This window comes from Gelidibacter mesophilus DSM 14095 (assembly GCF_000423005.1).
GTDB lineage: Bacteria > Bacteroidota > Bacteroidia > Flavobacteriales > Flavobacteriaceae > Gelidibacter > Gelidibacter mesophilus.
Map to the genome: position 1 here is coordinate 202,614 of NZ_AUHD01000007.1, position 23,963 is coordinate 226,576.

18 protein-coding genes are annotated in these 23,963 nt (G+C 37.2%); 17 read left to right on the plus strand and 1 reads right to left on the minus strand.

The genetic code is table 11. The features are described from left to right. The first annotated feature begins 33 nt into the window (after positions 1 to 33). The 4 genes from G525_RS20665 (at position 34) to G525_RS0109625 (ending at position 8,057) form a co-directional block, all read left to right on the plus strand. Complete coding sequence (locus G525_RS20665) at positions 34 to 2,415, plus strand: glycoside hydrolase family 31 protein (protein ID WP_035479388.1); 2,382 nt, start codon at positions 34 to 36, stop codon at positions 2,413 to 2,415. 5 nt (positions 2,416 to 2,420) lie between these two features. Beyond that, the gene (locus G525_RS0109610) at positions 2,421 to 3,842 is read left to right on the plus strand and encodes an alpha-amylase family glycosyl hydrolase (protein WP_027125980.1); all 1,422 of its coding nucleotides are present in this window, start codon (positions 2,421 to 2,423) and stop codon (positions 3,840 to 3,842) included. Between the two features lie 2 nt (positions 3,843 to 3,844). Next, the gene (locus G525_RS0109615; protein WP_027125981.1) at positions 3,845 to 5,506 is read left to right on the plus strand and encodes an alpha-amylase family glycosyl hydrolase; all 1,662 of its coding nucleotides are present in this window, start codon (positions 3,845 to 3,847) and stop codon (positions 5,504 to 5,506) included. 169 nt (positions 5,507 to 5,675) lie between these two features. Further along, positions 5,676 to 8,057, plus strand: coding sequence for a GAF domain-containing protein (locus tag G525_RS0109625; RefSeq protein ID WP_342662752.1), 2,382 nt, complete (start codon positions 5,676 to 5,678; stop codon positions 8,055 to 8,057). A gap of 65 nt (positions 8,058 to 8,122) precedes the next feature. Here G525_RS0109625 and G525_RS0109630 read toward each other — a convergent pair whose 3' ends face one another. Next, positions 8,123 to 9,403, minus strand: coding sequence for a Pycsar system effector family protein (locus tag G525_RS0109630; RefSeq protein WP_027125983.1), 1,281 nt, complete (start codon positions 9,401 to 9,403; stop codon positions 8,123 to 8,125). Positions 9,404 to 9,549: 146 nt separating this feature from the next. Between G525_RS0109630 and msrB the strand changes: the two genes are divergently transcribed. The 13 genes from msrB to G525_RS0109695 all read left to right on the plus strand — a co-directional run bounded on the left by msrB (position 9,550) and on the right by G525_RS0109695 (position 23,961). Then, on the plus strand, positions 9,550 to 10,008 hold the full coding sequence (msrB, locus tag G525_RS0109635; protein ID WP_027125984.1) for a peptide-methionine (R)-S-oxide reductase MsrB: 459 nt from the start codon (positions 9,550 to 9,552) through the stop codon (positions 10,006 to 10,008). 3 nt (positions 10,009 to 10,011) lie between these two features. Further along, the gene (gene msrA / locus G525_RS0109640) at positions 10,012 to 10,572 is read left to right on the plus strand and encodes a peptide-methionine (S)-S-oxide reductase MsrA (RefSeq protein ID WP_084647740.1); all 561 of its coding nucleotides are present in this window, start codon (positions 10,012 to 10,014) and stop codon (positions 10,570 to 10,572) included. A 34-nt stretch (positions 10,573 to 10,606) separates the two neighbouring features. Next, positions 10,607 to 10,876, plus strand: coding sequence for a GNAT family N-acetyltransferase (locus G525_RS0109645; RefSeq protein ID WP_027125986.1), 270 nt, complete (start codon positions 10,607 to 10,609; stop codon positions 10,874 to 10,876). 87 nt (positions 10,877 to 10,963) lie between these two features. Next, entirely contained in the window at positions 10,964 to 12,526 is a 1,563-nt protein-coding gene (locus G525_RS0109650; RefSeq protein ID WP_027125987.1) for a protein adenylyltransferase SelO, read from the plus strand. A gap of 86 nt (positions 12,527 to 12,612) precedes the next feature. Then, complete coding sequence (gene msrA, locus G525_RS0109655; RefSeq protein ID WP_027125988.1) at positions 12,613 to 13,107, plus strand: peptide-methionine (S)-S-oxide reductase MsrA; 495 nt, start codon at positions 12,613 to 12,615, stop codon at positions 13,105 to 13,107. 124 nt (positions 13,108 to 13,231) lie between these two features. Further along, positions 13,232 to 13,927: a hypothetical protein gene (locus G525_RS0109660; RefSeq protein WP_027125989.1), complete on the plus strand. Its 696-nt coding sequence runs from the start codon at positions 13,232 to 13,234 to the stop codon at positions 13,925 to 13,927. 91 nt (positions 13,928 to 14,018) lie between these two features. Further along, positions 14,019 to 14,534 (plus strand): peptide-methionine (S)-S-oxide reductase, encoded by a 516-nt coding sequence (locus G525_RS0109665; protein WP_027125990.1) that lies wholly within the window; start codon positions 14,019 to 14,021, stop codon positions 14,532 to 14,534. A gap of 12 nt (positions 14,535 to 14,546) precedes the next feature. Further along, positions 14,547 to 15,767 (plus strand): bifunctional alpha/beta hydrolase/OsmC family protein, encoded by a 1,221-nt coding sequence (locus G525_RS0109670; RefSeq protein ID WP_027125991.1) that lies wholly within the window; start codon positions 14,547 to 14,549, stop codon positions 15,765 to 15,767. Between the two features lie 219 nt (positions 15,768 to 15,986). Then, the gene (locus tag G525_RS0109675) at positions 15,987 to 19,682 is read left to right on the plus strand and encodes a metallophosphoesterase (RefSeq protein ID WP_027125992.1); all 3,696 of its coding nucleotides are present in this window, start codon (positions 15,987 to 15,989) and stop codon (positions 19,680 to 19,682) included. Between the two features lie 36 nt (positions 19,683 to 19,718). Continuing rightward, positions 19,719 to 21,035, plus strand: coding sequence for a DUF2254 domain-containing protein (locus tag G525_RS0109680; protein ID WP_027125993.1), 1,317 nt, complete (start codon positions 19,719 to 19,721; stop codon positions 21,033 to 21,035). A 65-nt stretch (positions 21,036 to 21,100) separates the two neighbouring features. Continuing rightward, positions 21,101 to 21,964: an acyl-CoA thioesterase gene (locus G525_RS0109685; protein ID WP_027125994.1), complete on the plus strand. Its 864-nt coding sequence runs from the start codon at positions 21,101 to 21,103 to the stop codon at positions 21,962 to 21,964. Between the two features lie 84 nt (positions 21,965 to 22,048). Further along, entirely contained in the window at positions 22,049 to 22,735 is a 687-nt protein-coding gene (locus tag G525_RS0109690) for a glycerophosphodiester phosphodiesterase (protein ID WP_027125995.1), read from the plus strand. Next, positions 22,732 to 23,961, plus strand: a complete 1,230-nt coding sequence (locus tag G525_RS0109695) for a BaiN/RdsA family NAD(P)/FAD-dependent oxidoreductase (protein ID WP_027125996.1) — start codon at positions 22,732 to 22,734, stop codon at positions 23,959 to 23,961. Before G525_RS0109690 ends, G525_RS0109695 begins: the two co-directional genes overlap by 4 nt. Positions 23,962 to 23,963 lie beyond the last annotated feature (2 nt).

The following is a 23,963-nucleotide window of genomic DNA, read 5'->3' on the forward strand; positions in this document are numbered from 1 at the left end:
AGCAAAAACTTGAATTTTGAAAGAGAATAACAAATGAAAAATCACCTATTAATAATATTCCTATTCTCATCACTTCTGGGTGTCTCCCAAAACCCAAACCGTTCTTTTGAATCCATCACTTACGATAATAACGTTCTGGAATTAAAAGTCAACGATGGTGTTTATAAAATTATTCCTTACAGTGAAAGTATTGTTGAAACCACGTTCATTCCTAACGGCGAGACTTTCAAAGAAAATTCACACGCCGTCGTTTTAAAACCAGAAACCGTAAAATCAGAATTGCTCAAAACCGATGCGGCCTTTGAATTGAAAACACCAGGAATTTCGGTTAGCATCCAAAAACAACCTTTTCAAATTTCATATAGTTATCAGGGCAAACCCATCATCTCAGAAAAAATGGGCTATGTCAAAAACGACATTTTGGAAACCATCCAGTTCAACCTCACAAAAAATGAAATTCTCTATGGTGGCGGTGCAAGAGCTTTGGGCATGAACCGTCGTGGTCACCGATTGAAACTATACAATCGTGCGCATTATGGTTACGAAACCCATTCGGAGTTGATGAACTACACCATGCCTATCATGATGTCATCATACCAATATATGATCCATTTTGATAATGCGCCTATCGGATTTTTGGATTTGGACAGTAAAAAAGATAACACCTTAACTTATGAAACTACTTCTGGCAGAAAAACCTACCAAGTTATTGTGGGCGATTCTTGGACAGATTTGATCGATAATTATACTGATTTAACTGGGAAACAACCTTTGCCACCGCGTTGGGCCTTGGGGAATTTTTCAAGCCGTTTTGGTTACCATTCCCAAAAGGAAGTTGCAGCCACAGTTCAAAAGTTTAGGGATGAACAAATCCCATTGGATGTGGTCATCATCGATATTTTTTGGTTTGGAAAGGACATTCAAGGCCATATGGGCAATCTGGAGTTTTTAAAAGACTCCTTCCCAAATCCAACCCAAATGATCAAAGATTTGAAGTCTGACCATATCAACACCATTTTGGTAACAGAACCCTTTGTTTTGACCACTTCCAAGCGTTGGCAGGAGGTCGTCGATAAAGATGTCATGGCGAAAGATTCTGTTGGAAATCCCTATACGTTCGATTTCTATTTTGGAAATACGGGATTGATTGATATCTATAACCCGAAAGGAAAAGCTTGGTTTTGGAATATTTACAAGGATCTTGCTGATATGGGCGTGACCGGCGTTTGGGGCGATTTGGGCGAACCTGAAGTCCATCCATCAAAGTTAATTCATGCCACAGGCACAGCAGATGAAGTCCACAATATTTACGGCCACGATTGGGCAGGATTGATTGCAGACGGCTATAAGACTGACTTCCCTAACCAAAGACCTTTCATATTAATGCGCGCTGGATATTCGGGATCTCAGCGATTTGGTATGATTCCGTGGTCTGGAGATGTCAATAGAACTTGGGGTGGGTTACAAAGTCAACCTGAAATTGCGCTGCAAATGGGCATGCAAGGTTTGGGGTATATGCACTCTGATTTAGGCGGATTTGCAGGCGACAATCAAGAAGCTGAACTTTATACACGTTGGTTACAGTATGGCGTTTTTCAGCCAATTTATCGTCCCCATGCTCAGGAAGATGTACCTGCAGAACCTGTTTTTTGGGATTCTAAAACCAAGGCTTTGGCTAAAAAATCCATCGCATTGCGTTACAAATTGTTGCCCTATAATTATAATCTCAGCTTTGAAAATCACAAGAAAGGCACGCCATTAATGCGACCGTTGTTTTTTGAAGACGAATCAGAAGCGCTCAAAACCGATGCTTCGGAATACTTTTGGGGTGGTGATTTTTTAATCGCACCAATTCTTAAATCTCAAATTACTGAAAAGGAGATTTACTTCCCTAAAAACGGCAATTGGTTCGATTTTTATACCAATGACAAGTTTGTAGGTGGAAAAAGAGTCACTGTTAAAGTTGCCGAAGACCAGATTCCAACCTTTGTACGTGGAGGTGCTTTTATTCCTATGGCAAAACCGATGCAAAGTACCAAGGACTATGATGGGAACACTATTGAATTGCATTTCTATTATGATGCTACAGTTAAGGAAAGTAAAGGTCAATTATATAATGATGATGGATTGATGGCCGATGCCTATGAGAAAGGACACTATGAACTGATGACCTTTTCATCAAAAGTGAGCGCGAGAGAAATTGAAATTGAAATAAAAGCTGAAATTGGTTCGGATTATCAATCGCAAACGAAGTCTGTTGAACTTGTCCTTCATAACATAAATGTGAAATCAAAATCGGTCAAGAATGGACGTAAAAAAATGGATTTTACTTATCATAAAGATCAAAAAACAATAACTATTCCATTAGAATGGAACACATCAAAAGAATTAAAACTAAACATCAAATTAAATTAATTACCATGAAAAAAATCATTTTGGCAGTCTTCAGTATTATGTTGATTGTTGCTTGTAAAGAAGAAAAGAAAGTTGAAGCTTTCATTGATGAAACGACTCAAGAAGACATTCAACCTATTTCCGATGCCGTGTTGGAAACTGCCGTTATTTATGAAGCCAACATTCGACAATACTCGCCTTCGGGACATTTTGATGAATTCACAAAAGACATTCCGCAGTTAAAAGAACTGGGCGTTAAAGTGATTTGGTTGATGCCAATCTTCCCAATCAGCGAAACTAAACGTAAGGCTACCGGTGGAGAGGACAGTAAATTTGCCTCCGATTTCCCAGAAGCGGAACAATCCAAATACCTTGGAAGCTACTATGCCGTATCCGATTTCACAAAAATAAATCCGGAGTTTGGAACCCTTGAAGATTTTAGAAATTTGGTAAAAACTGCGCATGAAAATGGTATTTACGTTATTTTGGACTGGGTACCAAACCATACAGGTTGGGATCACACATGGATCAAAAGTAATCCAGATTATTATACAAAGGATAAAGATGGCAACATTACACATCCTGTAGATACGGATTGGACGGATGTAGCCGATTTAAATTATGACAATAAGGAGATGCGCAAAGAGATGATTGCCGACATGCAATATTGGTTAAAGGAAGAAGGAATTGACGGATTTAGATGTGATGTGGCAGGATCTGTTCCAACCGATTTCTGGGTAGAAGCGATTCCACAGCTTAGAGAAACAAAGGACATCTTTATGTTGGCTGAAGCTTGGGAACCTGAATTGGCAAAAGCAGATTTATTTGATGCGGTTTATGGATGGGACACCCATCACGTCATGAACGCTATGGCTAAAGGCGAAAAAGATTTAAACGCTTGGAAAGAACGCTTGTCCCAAATGGATTCGCTTTACGAAAAAGATGATATCATCATGAACTTCGTGACTAACCACGACGAGAATTCTTGGAATGGAACCATCAATGAACGTATGAAAGACGCTGCACCATTAATGACCGCGTTCAGTTATGTGATTCCAGGAATGCCATTGATCTATTCGGGAATGGAGTATGATATGGACCACCGATTGAAGTTTTTCGAAAAGGATTCCATTCCTAAAACGAAAGCAAAAATGTGGCCACTGCTTGAAAAGCTTGGGAAGTTGAAAAACACAAATCCTGCATTAAATGGAGGGAAAAATCCAGCATCATACAAGAATTTGGAAACTACAAATGATAAGGTGTTGGCATTTCAACGGAGCAAAAACAATATCACAGTCTCTTTTGTTGGGAATTTTTCAAATAAAGAGCAATCATTTTCTGCGCCTCTAAAAGGAAGTTTTACAGATTATATGACTAATGAACCTATTGAGATGAATGATAATGTGCTTGTTTTAGAGCCTTGGGAATATCGAATCTTAACAAATTAATTATGAGGAATTTTTTGTGGTGTTTTCTTTGTAGCTTCGTTTTATTAAGCTGTAAAGAAGAGAATAAACTGATAACAATGAATGAAAAGAAAGAAGTACCTTTCGTTTGGGAAGGTGCTAACCTGTATTTTTTATTGACAGATCGTTTTAATAATGGCGATACGTCAAACGATGTAAATTTTGACCGGACAAAGGAAACCGGCACATTAAGAGGCTTTGAAGGAGGCGATTTAAAAGGCATCACACAAAAGATAGAAGACGGCTATTTTTCCGACTTGGGTGTCAGTGCTATATGGATGACGCCCATTGTGGAGCAAATCCATGGAGGAACGGATGAGGGCACGGGAATCACTTACGGATTTCATGGTTATTGGACTAAAGATTGGACAGCCATTGACCCAAATTTCGGAACCAAGGAAGATTTAAAGGCTTTGGTTGCGGCGGCCCACAAAAGAGGGATTCGTATTCTATTGGATGCCGTCATCAATCACACGGGGCCGGTTACTCCTGTGGATCCTGTTTGGCCCGACGATTGGGTGCGGACAGATCCTACTTGCGATTATACGTCCTATGATTCGACCATTTCATGTACGCTGGTTAAAAATCTGCCAGATATTAAAACAGAAAGTGACGACGCCGTTGACTTGCCGCCACAACTTGTTGAAAAATGGAAGTCAGAAGGGCGTTATGAACAGGAAGTGGCCGAATTGGATGCATTTTTTGAGCGTACGGGCTATCCAAGAGCACCTCGGTTTTATATCATAAAATGGTTAACGGATTATATCACTGAATTTGGTATTGATGGGTATCGTGTAGATACTGTAAAGCATACTGAGGAAACCGTTTGGCAAGAATTCAGGTTAGAGTGTGATTTTGCATTCAACCAATGGAAAACCGCCAATAAGGAAGCGGTATTGGATGAGAATGCATTTTACTTGGTGGGAGAGGTTTATGGTTATGGTATTTCAGCGGAGAAATTTTATAATCTGGGTGGAAGATCCATTAATTATTTTGATGAAGCGTTCAACAGTTTGATAAATTTTGAATTTAAATATGATGCGGCACGCCTAGATTACGAAAGCCTTTTCAAAAAATATACTGACGCACTCTATGGTCCTTTAAAGGATTATAGTGTTTTAAATTATTTGTCTTCCCATGATGATGGCGAACCATTTGATGCGTCGCGAGAAAAAGCGTTTGAAACAGGCACGAAATTACTTTTAGCTCCTGGAACTTCACAAACCTACTATGGAGATGAATCGGCGAGGTCCTTGAGTATTGAAGGAACAACTGGAGATGCCACCTTGCGTTCTTTTATGAATTGGGATGAGATAGATGCAGATATAAATACCAAGTCCATCTTAAACCATTGGCAAAAACTGGGACAGTTTAGAAAAAATCATCCCGCGGTTGGCGCTGGTGTTCATCAAATGATAACGGAAGCGCCTTATGTGTTTTATAGGAGTTATCAAATGGAAGGTTATGAAGATGTCGTCATTATAGGTTTAGAACTTCCTAAAGGCTCTAAAATCTTGAATGTTGGCAGGTTGTTTGAAGAGGGTGCGCAACTGCATGATGCTTATTCAAATCAAGATGTAATTGTAGAGAATGGTAGCGTTCAAATAGATTCTGAATTTGATATTGTGCTCTTAGAATTAAAATAGATTCAATTTTTCGGACATTAGAGATGATTTTTTGATAAAAGGTCTTCTTTCATGACCTTAAATTTATGGGTCCATAGTGATTTAATAGATCAAAGAATCGTGAAGTTTTACTTTGAGCTTCCCGATTCTTTTTTTATGGCCTACTCAAAAATGCGTAAATTTGGGAGATATGAAAATCATGACAGATATCAATGACCATTTAGATTCGCCCCTTGCGCTTAAAATAAGTTTTAACAAACTTTTGGAGCGTTATGACAGACTTGCCGAAAGCGATGATCCGTTTATGGTACAAAAAGCGGAGCGTGTCTTGAATGCGGGAAATTCAGCTCCAGAATTAAGAGCTGGTTTTAGCGATCCCTCCTTACTTAAGACCTATCAAAATGAAATCCAGATCATTCTTGAAGATTCTTTCAGCGAAGTGCTCACGCACAATGAGATTAAAACGGCATCAATGCCTCTGCACGATCTAAACTTTAATGCGTCTTCCAGGTTTAAGTCAATTGTTGAAAATGCCGGTCCAGATTTTCGTTTGAAAATTTCAAATATGCCTGAAGATGATCATTACAGGGTGGCCTGTACCATCATTTTGTACTTTTATTATGGCTATCAGATGAACTTTAGAAGGTCTCTGTTTTATGAGATTCCTGATGCAAATAGAATTTTAAGGACTTATAAAATCTTGTTCAATGCCGATTTTGCTGAGGTTATAAAAACAGATTCAGCACCGGAAATTACTGCAGAAGATTACCGCTTGTTGTTGAGTAATTTTGACGATATTGAGTTGTGGCGAGAGAAATTTCCTCCCTTAAGCTATATTTATAAAGGCTTTACGATTAATAACATTTTTGACGTTACTGATGATCGATCAATTTCTGACATCAAGTCTACTTTATTAATTTCTGGAAAGCGGAAGAATGATAATTTTATAGGTGATTTTCAAGTTACGTTTGAATCATTGTTCAATATTAAAAATCTAAAAGTAGGATTTGTAATTTTTAATAAGAAAAGTCAAACTTTTGAACGTGTTGAAGGGGAGATCATTGAGAGTTATTTGCTCACTGATACTGCAATCTTGCCTTGCCAAAATGCGCTTTGTCAAGCTTCGTACAAATCGCTTATCACAGAGAAGGATTATTTTTCAGTTTATGATGTTGAAGAATGTTATCATAAGTCTCATGAAGCCTTTTATAAAAACCTGTATGACCAAAACATCAAGAGTGCCATTTTTGCACCGCTCTCAAGTCAAGGGGAACTGTTGGGCGTATTGGAAATAGTTTCTCATAAAGTAGGTGAGCTTAATAGTGTCAACGCAAACTTATTGAGTTCTGTGATGCCCTTTATTGTATCGTCTTTATTGCGTTCAAAAGAAGAAGAAAAGAATTTAATAGAGGCTGTTATTCAGCAGGAGTGCACCTCTATCCACCCGAGTGTGTCTTGGAAATTTGAGGATGCCGCCCGTGTATTTCTTAATAATAAAAGAACTGAAGGCAAAAATGTAGCTTTTGAGGAAATTACTTTTGAAGATGTCTATCCGCTATTTGGACAAGTTGATGTTATAGGCTCTTCAGAAACTCGAAATATGGCAACTCGAAAAGATTTGTCCTTGCAGCTGAGTTTATCCAAAAATATATTGGAAACACAATTAAAAATTGAAAATTTACCTATTTATGAGCATTTGTTGCATCAATTGGAGCGTTTTTTAAATATTCTTGATAATCATTTTATAATTGATAGTGAGCAAGAAATCAGTGATTTTTTTGAAAAGGAAATCCATCCATTATTTAATTTTATAAAACAAAAGAATGATGCCGTCCGCAATGACATCGAGAATTACTTTTCAAAAATTGATGAACGTTTAAATCTTATTTATTTCAATCGAAAGAATTATGATGATACCATCACGATGATCAACAAAAGCATGACCCATATTCTTGATTCTAAGCAGGTGGAAGCGCAAGAAGTATATCCTCATTATTTTGAGCGCTATAAAACCGATGGTGTCGATCATAATATGTATATCGGTCAGTCCATTGCAAAAGAGGCCGATTTTCATAATTTGTACCTTTATAATTTGAGGCTTTGGCAACTTCAGGTCATTTGTGAAATGGAGAATGAGTTTTATAGAAATAAAAATGAGTATCCCGCTTCCGTTGAAGTAGCATCTATGGTGTTAGTTTTCAATAAGCCTTTAACTATTCAATTCAGAATGGATGAGAAACAATTTGATGTTTACGGCACTTTCAATGCGGGTTATGAAATTGCAAAAAAGCGCGTGGACAAAGCGCTCATCAAAGGCACAAATGAACGTGTGACCGTCAATGGCAAATTGACCATCATATATTCTCAAAAAGAGGATGAGGATGCGTATCTAAATTATATTAAATTCTTACAGCATAAAAAAGTGTTTGACACCTCTGTTGAATTGTTGGAGTTAGAAGATCTTCAAGGACTGGCCGGTTTAAAGGCCATCCGTGTTCCAATATTATACAATGATCAAAAGGATGATTATTATTATTCCTATGATGATTTAATGAATGAAATCCGGTCTTAATATCATTTAATCACGCCTTTGTTCTATAAGAAGCGTTCTTGTTTGCTTATCGGTTAGCAGTGGTCTTAAATAAAATAGTCCTCTAAAGTAAACGGTTCTAATTTAATTATATTGATTGCTTTGTCATCTGATGATTTTATAACTTCTTCAAAATCTGCATTTGGCGTAAATTTAAAGGATACCGCAAAGGCAATTACTGAAATGATCATGCCTACCATGAAGATGGTATACGTGACTCTTAAAATCCGATATTTCCGATCGAGTACTTTTCCTAAAAAATAGAGATCCTTTGTTAAGGAGTTATAGACGTAATTTTTATCTTTTAAAAGCTCATTGATTGCCCACTCAAAATCCTCGAGTTTCATCTTATGGAAATTTCCAAAGAAAGTAAGGTTCACTTTTTGATTTTCCACATCCTCCTTAGTGAATTCGCCACTGGTGATGTTTGGACGCGTCGCAATGATGGATAAAATCATAGAGGTAATGCTGGAAAGCATTAAAATAATGGTAGGCACAATTAAAAACTGATTGGCAGGATTGTCAAATTTTGAGAATAACGTGGAGAGCATCAATGAAATGATAATAGCATTGACTGAAAGCAAGATATTTGCTTTGGTGTCCGCAATATCACTGAGCTTCATATGGTTCCTTAAGGTAGTTCTGTAAAACGATTGAATGGCACGCTCCGGACTTGCATCTTTTGCTTTGGCCTTTAACTGCGCCTTCATTTGCTCTTTCTTCAGTCTCTTTTTTTCTTTTCTCTTGGATTGGATGAGGCCTGCTAAATTTGTTTCCTTTTGCTCTTGCCAATTTCTCAAAGCATAATCGGTGTAATATTGATGTTTTTGTGACAGTACTTTAATGTTTTCCGCTAGCCATTCTGAAGTGTTATAGGTTTTTACATCTTGCAATTCCAACTCTTTTCGTAAAAATTCACTTGCTTCATCAAAATAATCTTTTCCAAAATGAGAAGAATCAGCATCCCTTATTATTTTTCCAAGTTCAGATTTTGGAGAATCACTGAATTTTGTAGCCATGATACATTCATTGACGGCATCTATAATATGCCTATCCACATGTTGATCTTCTAAAAAGGTGGTCGCTATTTTAACACTTTCCTCCTCATGGTGCTCTCTTAATTTGATATAACCGGTGTCATGAAGTAAGGCAGAAAGTTGGAGAATTTCAGAATCTTCAGCATTAATATCAGAGTTTTCAATAATCTCATTGACGCTGCGCAAGACACGCTTTGTATGAGTGAAGTTATGATAAAGAAAGGTGTTTGGTAAGTTTTCTTTAAACAGATTAAATACAAAGTTCTCTGTTTTTGTAATGATATGAGACATGAATTTTATGTAAAAAATTGTGATACAAAGTACTAAAAAATAAATAAGGAAAATGAATGCAATGACAACTATTTGTAATGCAAAACGTTAAAATCCGACCAAAACCGTACAATAATTTTTAACTTTAAGAAAAATACTCAGATAATATGATTACATGGAAAAATGTGATGGATTTTGCAGTAAATGGGAATCCAGAACCCGATAGAAGAATTGAGAAATCTGATGCGGAATGGCGTGAAAAATTGACCGCTGAACAGTTTAGGATTACAAGGGGCAAAGGAACGGAAGCTCCTGGAACGGGTGCGCTTTGCAGTGTTTATGATGAAGGTCAATACAATTGTGTATGTTGTAATACGCCAATGTTTGACTCTACTATTAAGTTTAAATCCAGTTCTGGTTGGCCAAGTTTTACCCAACCTATAAAGGAGAATGCCATTAAATATGAAAAAGATACATCATTTGGAATGGTGAGGGTAGAAGTGATGTGCAATGTTTGTGATGCACATTTAGGACATGTGTTTCCTGATGGACCAGAACCAAGTGGATTGCGCTACTGTGTCAATTCTGAATCGATGGTCATGGACACTTCAAAAAAGCCAGTTTAATTTATGGATGAGCCCGTTGTGTCAAATAGCAAAATAGCGATGATGACCGTTGGTGGCGGCTGTTTTTGGTGTGTTGAGGCGGTTTTTAATGAAATAAAAGGCGTTGAAAATGTTTTTTCTGGCTATATGGGTGGTACTGTTCCCGGGAAACCTACCTACAGAGAAGTGTGTTCTGGGTTGACCGGTCATGCTGAAGTGGTTCAGGTCAAGTTTGATGCGTCAGTCATAAGTTACGAAGATTTGCTGGTCGTTTTTATGACAAGTCATGACCCGACCATATTGAATGGGCAGGGTGCTGATTTGGGCACACAGTACCGTTGTGTAATTTATTATTACGACGGGAGTCAAAAAGACACAGCGCAATTGGTGGTCAAAGAAATTGCATCTTATTATGAAAACCCAATTTTTACTGAGGTTAGCCCGGCAGAAACTTTTCATCTGGCAGAAGATGTTCACCAAAAATATTACGCTAACAATCCTACAGAAGCATATTGCATTGCAATGATTCAACCTAAGTTGGCAAAGTTGCGGAAAATGCATGCTGATAAATTGAAATCAGCATAAACTTTCCTATTATTAATTATAAAAACAGAAAGAAATGGAAGTAGTACACGATAAAGATCATAAACAATTTACCATGGAAGTTGATGGCGAGATAGCAAAAGTGGACTATTCACTAAAGGATGGTAAAATGTATTTGGAGTATAGTGAAGTGCCATTCAATATTAGAGGACAGGGCATTGGTAAAATACTGGTAGAAAAAACTTTTGAGAAATTAACTGATGAAGGTTATAGCGCCATAGCCGTTTGTGGCTACATAAAATCAGTGGCTAGAAACAGTGAAAAATGGAATGCTATTATTGGTTAGAGGGATTGCTCCAAAGCCATATCAGGAGAATAGAACATACCTATTAGGTTTTCAAAACCACACAGGTATTAAGAAACAACTCAATTAATGAAACTTAATATCAAAAATAAATTTACCACGCAATTGCCTGCAGATTCGAATTTAGAAAACAGCAGACGCCAGGTTGCTGAAGCGTGTTTTTCTTATGTTACCCCAAAATCCACATCCAATCCTGAGCTCCTCCATGTGTCCCCAGAAATGCTGAGCAGCATAGGTCTTACAAAATCTGATGCTGAATCTGAAACGTTTTTAAAAATAATGACAGGGAATGAGGTTTTGGAACATACAAATCCTTATGCTATGTGTTACGCAGGCCATCAATTTGGGAATTGGGCCGGACAATTGGGAGATGGCCGTGCCATTAACTTATTTGAAGTAGAACACGACCAAAAGAGTTGGGTTGTCCAATTGAAAGGTGCGGGTGAGACACCGTATTCTCGGTCTGCCGATGGATTGGCAGTCTTGCGTTCGTCAATTAGAGAATATCTTTGTAGTGAGGCCATGCATCATTTGGGAGTACCTACAACAAGAGCTTTATCCTTGGCCCTAACTGGAGATCAAGTGTTGCGTGATGTGTTATATAATGGAAATCCCGACTATGAAAAAGGGGCTATTGTCAGTCGGGTATCGCCAAGCTTTTTACGGTTTGGAAGTTATGAAATCTTTGCCGCGAGACAAGATCATAAAAATTTAAAAATCTTAGTTGATTTTACAATAAATGAGCATTTCTCACATTTAGGAAAACCATCCAAAGAGACTTATCTTCAGTTTTTTGCTGAAGTGTCCAGACGTACTTTGCAGATGATCATTCATTGGCAGCGCATTGGTTTTGTTCATGGGGTGATGAATACGGATAATATGTCCATCCTTGGTTTAACGATTGATTATGGACCCTATGGTTGGTTGGAAGGTTTTGATTTTGGATGGACCCCCAATACCACCGATAACCAACATAAACGTTATAGATATGGCAATCAGCCCAATATTGGCTTGTGGAATTTGTATCAACTTGCCAATGCGCTTTATCCGTTGATTGAAGATGCAAAGGCAATGGAGACTATTTTAGAAACCTATGCCACTGATTTTGAGACAGAATCGTTAAAAATGATGCGATCTAAATTAGGATTGCAATCAGAAGTTGATTCAGATACATCCCTGATTCAGGATTTGGAAGACCTATTGCAATTGACCGAAACGGATATGACGATTTTCTTTCGAGATTTGGGCGCCTTTAAAAAAGGCCATGCTTCTGAAGGCTTAACGCTCATAAAGGATGCGTTTTATAATCCAATCGAAGTGACTGGGAGTCTAAATGAAAAATGGAATACTTGGTTGATGCGCTATTCAGAACGTTTGGAAATGGAAACTGTATCAGATGTGGAAAGAAAAGATCAAATGAATTCAGTCAATCCTAAATATGTGCTACGCAATTATATGGCGCAATTAGCTATTGATGATGCTGATAAGGGCGATTATCACCTCATTGATGAACTTTTTCAACTTCTCAAACAACCTTATGACGAGCAACCTGAGCATGAGAAATGGTTTGCAAAGCGTCCGGAATGGGCAAGGCATAAAGTGGGCTGTTCCATGTTGTCTTGCAGCTCTTAATTTCAATATATTTGACAAGAATTACAGAACTTTTTGAAAGTTCAGGACAAAATAAATATAACAATCTTTAAAATAAACAGACAAAAATGAGTACACATAAAAAAGCATATATTGCAGGAGGCTGTTTCTGGGGAATGGAAGACCTTTTTCGAGTGCGTCCAGGAGTTATCGATACAGAAGTTGGGTATCTTGGTGGAGAAAATGACCATCCAACTTATAGAAACCATCCCGGACATGCAGAGGGCATTGAAATTACTTACGATCCCACTGAAACTTCGTTTAAGCACATCTTGGATTACTTTTTTAGAATCCACAATCCTACTACTGTTGACCGTCAAGGAAATGACATAGGCTCAAGTTACCGTTCTGCCATATTTTTTCAGAATGAAGAAGAGAAGTCCGAGTCAGAAGACGTCATCAAAATTGTAAATGCCTCCAATAAATGGGATGGTAAAGTTGCAACTACCTTGGAACCTTATTCCAAATTTTGGCCGGCAGAACCGGAGCATCAAGATTATCTGCAGAAAAAACCAAACGGATATACTTGCCATTTCGAAAGATTTGATCAGCCATTTATTTGATATAAAAACCATAGGATTAGATCTGATAAAAGGAAGAAAAGAGATTTTACAGTAATATAAGTTTAGTTTTGGTAATTGACTCTTCTGAATGCTTAATTAATTGAATTCAATCGGAATCATTTTTATGAAACAAATTTCTATTATCCTCTTACTTTTTAGTATTGGCATTTTAAATGCGCAAAACGAATTAGCAATGCCCCCTGGTACGATTAAATTAAACGACAGTTTGTATATCGATACTTCACCCATTACAAATATTATGTTTGAAGAGTATTTGACGGTGAAAATAGCTTTGGATGCAAAAGGCTATTCTTCATTTAGTCAGTTTGCATCGGATACAAATGAAAAAGGTTTTCCGGTTATGAATAGAATAAACTATCTGTCACCTTACTTGATTTCGCTATATATAAATGAACCTTATTTGATAAAAGTAGGGTATCATAGAGACTATCTTTTTAGTGATCATCCCGTGTTGAATGTGCCAATAGAATTAGTCCATGATTATTGTAGATGGCGAACTGAAATGGTTAAACATCTTTGGGATAATAAAGAAGAATATGCATCAAACAAAACGTTATCTCATAAAATCTCTTACAGATTAGCTACAAAAAATGAACTTATTGATAGTTTTGATTTTTTCTCTAAATCGGGTGAGGCTGTTATATTTAAAAAGAAACTGTTTAAAATAAGGAAGGAAAATATTACCAGGGAATTTACTGTTTTTCCGGTTAAAGAAATGACATTATCAGGAGAGGTGTTTAACGATAGGCCTCCTTATGACTATACAGGTTTTAGATGTGTTTGTGAAATTAAAATGTAGCAAATGGTTGACTAAGTTGATCCAATCTGCAAGGTTTTCAAAACCTTGTAGGTTTATGTAAATGCCTTAAAGGTTTAAATAAAAGATCAGAATGACAACAAGTCAAAAAATAGCGTTTGGTGGCGGATGTCACTGGTGTACTGAAGCAGTTTTTCAGTCGTTGATAGGTGTGGAGAAAGTTGAACAGGGTTATGTTGCTTCTATTGATGCTAACCGTTACTTCTCTGAAGCTGTAATCGTTCATTTTAATAGTAAATGCGTCACATTAGGCACCTTGATTGAAATACATTTGTTGACGCATAACAGTGCCTCCAATCATTCCATGCGTGATAAGTACCGGTCTGCGATTTATACATTTAATGACCAACAATTCACCGATGCAGAGGCTTTACTCGATAAGTTTCAAAGTGAATATAATGGCGAATTAATAACTAAAGTGCTCTCTTTTCATGATTTTAAAACCTCAAGAGAAGAAATTACTAATTATTATTTTAAAAATCCAGAAAAACCGTTCTGTAAGACTTATATTAATCCCAAACTCAAACTGCTTTTCAAACAGTTTTCAAAATTTGTTGACCAAAATAAAAGCATTTATATAAACGATTAAACGACAGTGATCATGCAAAGTAAGAAACTCAATATAAAGAATTCCAAAGGCCTTCAGCTACAAGCCTATTTAGAACTTCCTGCCAATCAGAAACCAAATAATTACGTCATTTTTGCTCATTGTTTCACGTGTAGCAGTTCTTTAAAACCAGTTAAAAATATTAGTAGGGCATTGACCAATCATGGTTTTGGTGTGGTCCGATTTGATTTTACAGGATTAGGAAAGAGCCAAGGTGAGTTTGCAGACAGTCATTTCTCTGCTAATGTGGATGATCTTCTGGCGGTCAATGCGTATATGGAAACACATTATGAAGCACCTTCCTTGTTAGTTGGTCATTCGTTGGGCGGAGCGGCTGTAATTGTAGCAGCATCACAGCTCGATAATGTGAAAGCGGTCGCTACTATTGGGGCACCATCAACCACAGAACACGTAAAAAGACATTTTTCTCACCAGTTTGATGAGATTGCCCAAAAAGGTGATGTGGAGGTCAATATAGGAGGAAGGCCGTTTAAAATAAATCAAGAGTTTGTGGATGATTTTGACAAGACTGATCTGCCTAAAATTACCAAACAGCTTCGTAAGCCCATTCTGATCATGCACGCACCTTTTGACAAGACCGTGGGAATTGATAATGCACAGGAACTTTTTATAAATGCCTTTCATCCTAAAAGCTTTGTTAGCCTTGATGATGCCGATCATTTATTATTAGTTGAAAAAGATAGCAACTATGTTGGAGACATGATTGGAACTTGGGTGCAAAGGTATTTTGATACCACAAACAACGAAATTTTAGATACCCAAGACGAACAATTGGTAGCACATCTTAACCTGTTGGAAGATAAGTTTACCACTTCTATGCAAACTAAAAAACACAGTTTCATCGCAGATGAACCAGAATCTTTTGGAGGAGATGATTTTGGGCCTTCTCCTTATGACTTTTTAAGTGCTGCATTAGCGTCATGTACGGCCATGACCGTAAAGTTATATGCTGAACGAAAGAAGTGGGATCTACAGGAAGTTTTTGTTTATATCACCTATTCCAAAAAGCACAGTCAAGACTTGATATTGGATGTAGACAAGCCAACGCGTCTTGATCACCTATTAAAAAAGTTGAAATTTATAGGAAAATTGGATGATTCCCAAAAAGAAAAATTAAAGGAGATTGCTTCAAAATGTCCGGTACATAGAACGTTATTAAGTGAAATTGTGATTGAAACCGAGGTCCTTTCATGACAAAACACCGGATTCCATTTGACATGTCCGTGGAATAAATTACTTTGTAAGTTTTAAAAACCGAGGACATTCTTATATATTTTGGGTTTGTAGAATAATTTTGAGCTTTGGCCTAGTCCGCAATTTTCAATAATAAATAAAATATAACAGACCGCCATTCCTCTTTTCGTTTTGCAAATTCCGGAAAACATTCAAAAAATAAGACAACTATTATTGAATATGATTAAAAAACTCAGTTTCATTCTTTTAACTGCCTTATTTATTAATGCTTGTGCGTCCTATAAACCTCAATATTTGGACGAAAGCGATCAACAAAACATATTTCCAAACAAAAAAGTTGATAAAGTCTTTTATTTAGTTGGTGATGCTGGGTTGTCCCCAATGAACGGGATGTCCCAAGGCTTGACGGCATTTCATAAATACATCTCAGATAAAGATACTAAAGACGATTACACCTTGTTCTTGGGAGATAATATTTATCCTGCTGGCCTTCCACATACAGAACATAAATATAGAAATGCGGCAGAAAACATGCTCAACGCTCAAGTAAAAGCAGTAGAGAACTTTGAGGGGCAAAGTATATTTATTCCTGGGAATCATGAATGGTACGCTGACGGTGTGACTGGGGTGAAATTGGAAGAAAACTACATCAAGGAGGCGCTTGATGAAAATAGTTTTTTCCCACAAGCCGGTTGTCCACTTAAAAGTATTGATGTAAGTGAAACTATTCAGATGCTTATCATTGACACCCAATGGTATCTTGAAAATTGGGATAAACATCCTACCATTAATGATGATTGTGTCATTAAAACACGAGAACGCTTGATGCTCGAATTAGAGAATGAGATAAAAAATGCCCAAGGAAAGACTATAGTTTTTGCAATGCACCATCCTATGTACACTAACAGTACTCACGGCGGTCAGTTTGCATTAGAAAAGCATTTGTACCCCATTCAGAAGAAGATTCCAATGCCAGGTTTGGCATCATTGGCAGCTCAAATAAGGTCGCAAGGTGGTGTTTCTATTCAGGATAGATATAATGAACTCTATAATGATTTAGTGAACCGTTTGGAAAATTTGGCGACTGAAAATGGAAATATTGTTTTTGTGTCAGGTCATGAGCATACCTTACAATATATTGACAACGGTAATATAAAGCAAATTGTTTCTGGATCTGGTTCAAAAACATCCCAAGTCAATTTAAAATATCATGGGATATTTGCCTACGGACTTCAAGGGTTTGCCGTCTTAACGGTTTTCAAGGATGGGAGTTCTTGGGTGCAATATTTTGGTTCAGAAAATAATGAACCACAGCTGTTGTTTCAAAAGGAGGTTTATCCACCTACAGCACATTATGACATTTCAAAATTGGCGGATACTTTTCCCAAAGAAGTGGAAGTTTCCATTTATTCAGATGAAGAAACAGATCAATCGTCCATTTATAAATTGCTTTTGGGAGAGCGCTACAGAAGCCTGTACAGTAAACCTATAAAAGTGCCCGTTGCTACGTTAGATACACTATACGGCGGATTGGAAATTGTGCGTGCCGGAGGTGGCCATCAAATAAAATCCTTACGGCTCCAAACAAAAGATGGAAAAGAACTGAATATGAGGGCGCTTCGCAAAAATGCTACCCAATATTTAGAAAAAGTACTTATTAAAAACACCTATGTTGCAGATGATTATGAGCGTACTGAGATTGAATCAATCATTCTAGATTTTTACACAGCAGGCCATCCATATGCATTTATGGCCATTCCTGATCTGTCTGACGCCGCTAAAATATACCACACCAATCCAAACATATTTTTTATTCCGAAACATACCTATTTGGGAGAATTCAACACGGATTTTGGGGGAGAACTCTATATGATTGAAGAACGGCCTGAAGAATCCTACACGGACGAACGTAATTTTGGATTTGCTGATGATATTGAAAGTACCTACGATATTATCGAAAAGGTAAGGGAAGACGAAAAATATCAGATTGATGAGAGTGCCTACATCAGAGCACGTTTGTTTGATATGCTGGTTGGCGATTGGGATAGGCATCAAGATCAATGGCAATGGGCCAGATTTAATCAAGATAATGGTGATAAAGTCTATAAGCCAATTCCTAGAAATAGGGATCAGGTGTTCTCGAATTTTGATGGTTCGTTGCTGGATGTTGCAAAAATAATCTCAGGATCTTCCAGGCAACTTCAGATATATGATGACACTTTGAAGGACATCAAATGGATGAATAGCGCAGGAGTAAAACTTGATCGGGTGCTTCTGCAACAATCGGACAGGGCAAATTGGTTGAAGCAAGCTAAGTTTCTTCAAGAAAATATAACCAATGCCGTTATAGAGAATGCGTTTAAAAATGTGCCAATTGAGGTTCAGGATAGTATTATTGGGGACATTAAATTAAAGCTGAAAGGGCGTCGCGAAAACCTGGAAGATATTGCAAAGCGCTATTATGACTATTTAAATGAATTGGTCGTTTTAACAGGAACGGACAAAGCAGATTATTTTGAAATTACCAGACTTGGTAAAGGTTTGACCCAGGTTAAAATCTCCAGACTTAAGGAAGACGGCATTAGTGAGGCTTTTATTGACCGAATTTATGATAGTAAAGTCACCAAGGAACTTTGGATTTATGGGTTGAATGATAACGATCAATTTGTGGTTAATGGAAAGGGTGAAAACTTGATATTTACCAGAATTATCGGTGGTCAGGGCAATGACATCTATGATATTCAATCCGGAAAGAGAATTAAAGTATACGATCATAAGTCAAAAGAAAATACAGTGTTGGCAAAAAACGGTGCCACCATAAAATTTACGGATGTCTATAATTTAAATGTCTATAATTTTGAGAAGAATCTAACAAAAACCACCACATTTACACCTGGATTGAGTGTCAATCCTGATGATGGTGTTTTATTGGGAGCTTCGGTCGTATATACGGTTAATGGATTTCAGCGTAATCCGTTTTCTCAACAACACAGCTTTGATGGTCAATATGCTTTTGACACCAATGGATTAAAGTTGGATTATTTGGGAGAGTTTGCCAACTTCCATCTGGATTGGAATTTAATTGTTGAAGGCACAATAACATCCCCAGCCTACACCGATAATTTTTTCGGATATGGCAATGAATCAATTTATGATGCTGATAGTTTCAATTTCAACCGTGTTAAGAAAAGTATCTACAATGGCCAAATTGGAATTGTAAAACGTTCAGCCTTTGGTAGTGATTATGGTTTTAGAGCAATTTTTGACGGTATTCAACTAGGAGATTCTCCTGAACGGTATATAGCCACATATCAACCGCCAAGCAATGAGGAATATTACGAAAGACATTATTTTGGTGCTTTGGAGGCTGAGTACGATTACCTTAGTGCTGACAATAAAATAAATCCAACAAAAGGAATGACGTTTAATTTGAATCTTGGCGTAAGGACCAACCTACAGGATGTTGATGAGGTGTACGGCTATCTCAATTCTGACGTTGGTTTTTATAATGCCTTGACTAAAGATAAAAGCTTGGTTTTAAAGACTGATGTGCGTGCTCAAGTGCGCTTCGGAAATGACTTTTTGTTTTATCAAGCAGCAAATATTGGAGGGGAGACAGGATTAAGAGGATATCGAGCAGAACGTTTTACAGGAAAAAATTCCATGGTTGCAAGTGCAGATCTTCGGTATAGTTTTCCATATATTAGAACGCGACTGTTACCACTGCAAATTACTATTTTTGGAGGTGGAGACCTTGGACGTGTCTGGTGGAAAGGTGATTATTCCAACAAATGGCATAATGACTATGGCGGTGGACTGCGAATTACGGCCGCCAAGTCACTCTCGGGCACACTCAATCTATTCACGGGTGAAGATGGAACACGATTTTCATTTGGTCTAGGGTTTAATTTTTAAAACGTCCCTTCAACCGGACCATAAGTACAGCAATTTATGAAAAAGCATCTCTATAATATTCTTGAATATATTATCAAATTGGAAAGTAATATTGCGTTCTATCCCTCATTGATCAGTTTGGTTGGTTTGCTGTTTGCGTTCTTCATGTATTATCTTGAGAGTTGGGGGGTTTCTAAATATTTAGTTGAAAATGCACCAATTTTGGTGATCAATAATATTGATACAGCCAGAGATCTTTTGACCACCTTTATTGGAGGATTAATATCCATTATGGTTTTCAGTTTTTCTTTGGTGATGATTTTATTGAATCAGGCTTCCAGTAATTTTTCGCCAAGGTTGCTTCCAGGCCTGATTTCCAACAGAAGGCATCAAGTGATTTTAGGGATTTATAATTCCACCTTGTTATACTGTATTTTCACCTTAGTTTCTATTACACCCCATGGCGATAAATACCAACTCCCTGGGTTTTCAGTATTGTTGGCCATTATTTTTATGACCGTCTGTTTGGCCGCATTTATTTACTTTATCCATTCCATATCACAGCAAATTCAGGTTGGAACAATCATGGATAAGATTTATGATAAGGCCTACGAACGTTTAAGTCAACTGATTGAAAACGAAAAGACTATTGAAACTAAATTCCCTGACACATCCAATTGGAAGTCCGTTGTGGCTAAGAAGTCGGGTTATTTTCAGGATGTGAGCCTAAATTCATTGGCGCATTTTGCTGAAGAAAAAAAACTGAAAATCGAGATTGTTCAAATAAAAGGAACCTATGTGCTTAAGCAGTTGCCTCTTTTTAAGTATTCTGGAAATGACTTAGATAATGATGCTATTGATGAGGTTTTGGGCTATTTTAATTTTTCAAAAAATGAACTTGTTGAAGAAAATTATGTTTTGGCTTTTAAACAAATCACAGAAATTGCGTTAAAAGCAATGTCTCCCGGCATCAATGATCCTGGAACGGCCATTAATGCCATTGATTATATGACCGAATTGTTTGCGCTTCGGATGAAAAAACGAGATACCAGTTACTTGTTTGATGAGGATGACAATGCTTATGTGAGTATTAAAACAGTGAATTTTGAAGCATTGATGTACAATGTAATGGCGGCACTTCGGACGTATAGTAAGCACGACGTCATAGTCGTGCAAAAGCTGTTCATGATGCTCACATATTTATTGGACCATGCCGATGCATTTGATAAGATTTATAGAAAAATCATTATTAAGGAAATTAAAAACCTATATCAAGATGCCATAGCAAATCAAAAGAATGATGCTGATTTAGCAGTAATTGAAAATAGCATGGCGAAACTAAAATCTATAAATTCATCTGACTTTAATATTTAATAGAGGTTCTGGGGTTTCATTCTAAATTCATTTAAATACCTTTGAAAAGCGTAAAAACATATCATATGACCAATGTTCAACAGTTAATTGAGCTTATTAATTTAGAGGAAATTAATACCACTCAATTCGAGGGTTTTAGTAAATCTGTCGGAAGTCCCAACGTGTTTGGAGGTCAAGTTTTGGCCCAAGCCATTAATGCCGCAACGAGAACGATTACCAATAAACGGGTGTTGCACTCAATGCATTCCTATTTTTTAGAGGCAGGTGATTTAAAGTTACCCATTATTTATAACGTGGATATTGTCAGAGACGGTGGAAGTTTTTCTGTAAGACGCGTTTCCGCTGAACAGCATGGAAAGACCATTTTTATCCTGTCTGCTTCATTTCAAAAAAAGGAAGAAGGCCACAATCATCAAATTGAAATCAACGATACTATCAAGCAGCCGGAAGAATTAATGAGCTGGACGGAAATATTGGATCAATTTGGTGAGGTGATTCCAAAAAAAACAAAGGGATTTTTGGAGGCAGAACGTCCTGTTGAATTCAAACCTGTAGAGCTAGTAAATCCGTTCAATAAAGAAGATTTACCGGCATTTACCAATGTGTGGTTTAAATTAAAAGGCGATGCCTCTCATCTGGATTTAGCTACAAGACAGCAAGTTCTCACCTATATTTCTGATTATAATATTTTGGCTGCGGTCATGAACCGTCATGCCAGTAAAGCGCATTGGGGAAATACACAAACCGCAAGTTTAGATCATTCGATGTGGTATTTCAGAGATTTTGATTTTGATGATTGGTTGTTATATGCCATTGAATCTCCAAATTCATCAGGCGCCCGCGGATTCGCAAAAGGAAATATCTTCACAAGGGATGGACAGCTAATTGCATCAGTAGCCCAAGAAGGATTGCTGAGACCGAAAGGATAGTTATATGAATTCCAATTTTGAAATTCTAGATTCCAATCAGGTATTAAAATAAGAAACCACAGAAACGAATAACACGTATTTATTTTGAATAATCCATTAAAAATTGGTCATAGAGGTGCAAAAGGATATGTTGCAGAAAATACCCTGGCATCTATTCAAAAAGCATTGGATTTGGGTGTGGATGCGATTGAGATTGACGTTCATTTATGTCAAACCGGGCAATTGGTCGTTTTTCATGATTTTACTTTGGAACGATTGACGGAGGGCAAGGGAGACATTGCCATGAAATCATTAGAAGAGCTCAAATCGCTCAAAGTTAACGGGCAATTCAGAATTCCGACATTGTTGGAAGTTTTAGATTTGGTTCATAAGAAGTGTGTGCTGAATATTGAGTTAAAAGGACCGCAAACAGCATTTGAAGCTTGTAAAAGCATTCAATTATATACCGAAACAAAAGCATGGAAATTTGAAGATTTTATCGTTTCTAGTTTTAAGCATGACGAATTAAAAACAGTATATAATATAAACAAGAATATACCCTTGGCTGTTTTGACCGAATTTGACATCGATACCGCCATAGATGTTGCAGAAACCATTAAAGCAAAAGCTATACATCCATTTTATAAATTGTTGGATCAGCATAAAGTTAAAGAACTGCAAAAAGTAGGCTATAAGGTTAATACTTGGACGGTAAATGACATTGAAGCCATAGCGCTTATGAAATCTTATGGTGTGGATGGTATTATTTCTGATTTCCCTGATCGCATATGATTGTAAGAGACATTATCATTATTGGAGGGGGTGCTGCGGGTTTTTTTGCGGCCATTAACATCGCTGAGCGCTATCCGGAGCTGAAAGTTGCTATTCTAGAGCGCGGAAAAGTGGGGCTTCAAAAAGTAAAGATTTCCGGTGGCGGACGTTGCAACGTTACCCATGCCGAATTTGTACCCTCAGAATTGGTTTTAAATTATCCAAGAGGTGAAAAGGAATTGTTGGGGCCTTTTCATCAATTTATGACTGGCGATACCATAGAATGGTTTGAAAAACGAGGTGTGGAACTAAAAATCGAAGATGATGGACGGATGTTTCCAATTACCGATTCTTCTCAAACCATTATCGATTGTTTTTTAAATGAAGCCCAAAAACATAAGGTTGAGATAATTTATAATGAGAGTGTCAAAAATATCTCCTTAATATCTGTAAAAGAAATAGAAAATTTTGATTGTAATTTTAAGGTTGAAGGACAATCGGGTAATTTTATATGTAAAAAATTGGTGGTCGCAACGGGCAGCAATCCCAAAATATGGAAGCTCTTGGAAGAATTGGGACACCGTATTGCACATCCTGTGCCTTCGCTTTTTACTTTTAATATTAAGGATGAACGGATTATCGATATTCCAGGCGTGGTGGCCCAAAATGTAGACGTAAAAGTTGTTGGGACCGATTTGTTTTCAGAAGGGCCATTGCTTATAACCCATGTGGGCATGAGCGCACCAGCCATATTGAAATTGTCTGCTTTTGGTGCGAATGAATTGGCAAATCGCCATTATAAATTTCAAATTGAAATTAATTTTATTAAACAATCGTTCGAAGATTGTTTGGAAAATTTAAAAGCACTGAAACACCACTTAGCAAGGAAAATAGTGTTTAAATCGGCACAATTTGACTTGCCAAAAAGACTTTGGCATAAGCTGGTTCTGGCTTCAAATATTGATCTAGAAATCCGTTGGGCTGATTTGAACAGACAACAAATGGAAAATTTGTCCAATCAATTAACACAGGCCGTTTTTCAGGTTGACGGAAAAAGTACATTTAAAGAAGAATTTGTAACTGCCGGAGGTGTTCATTTAAAGGAAGTCAACTTTAAGACTTTCGAAAGCAAACTTCACAAGAATTTGTTTTTTGCTGGAGAAGTCATCAATGTTGATGCCGTAACTGGAGGCTTCAATTTCCAGAATGCTTGGACAGGGGCTTACCTCGTTTCTAAAGCGATATAGGA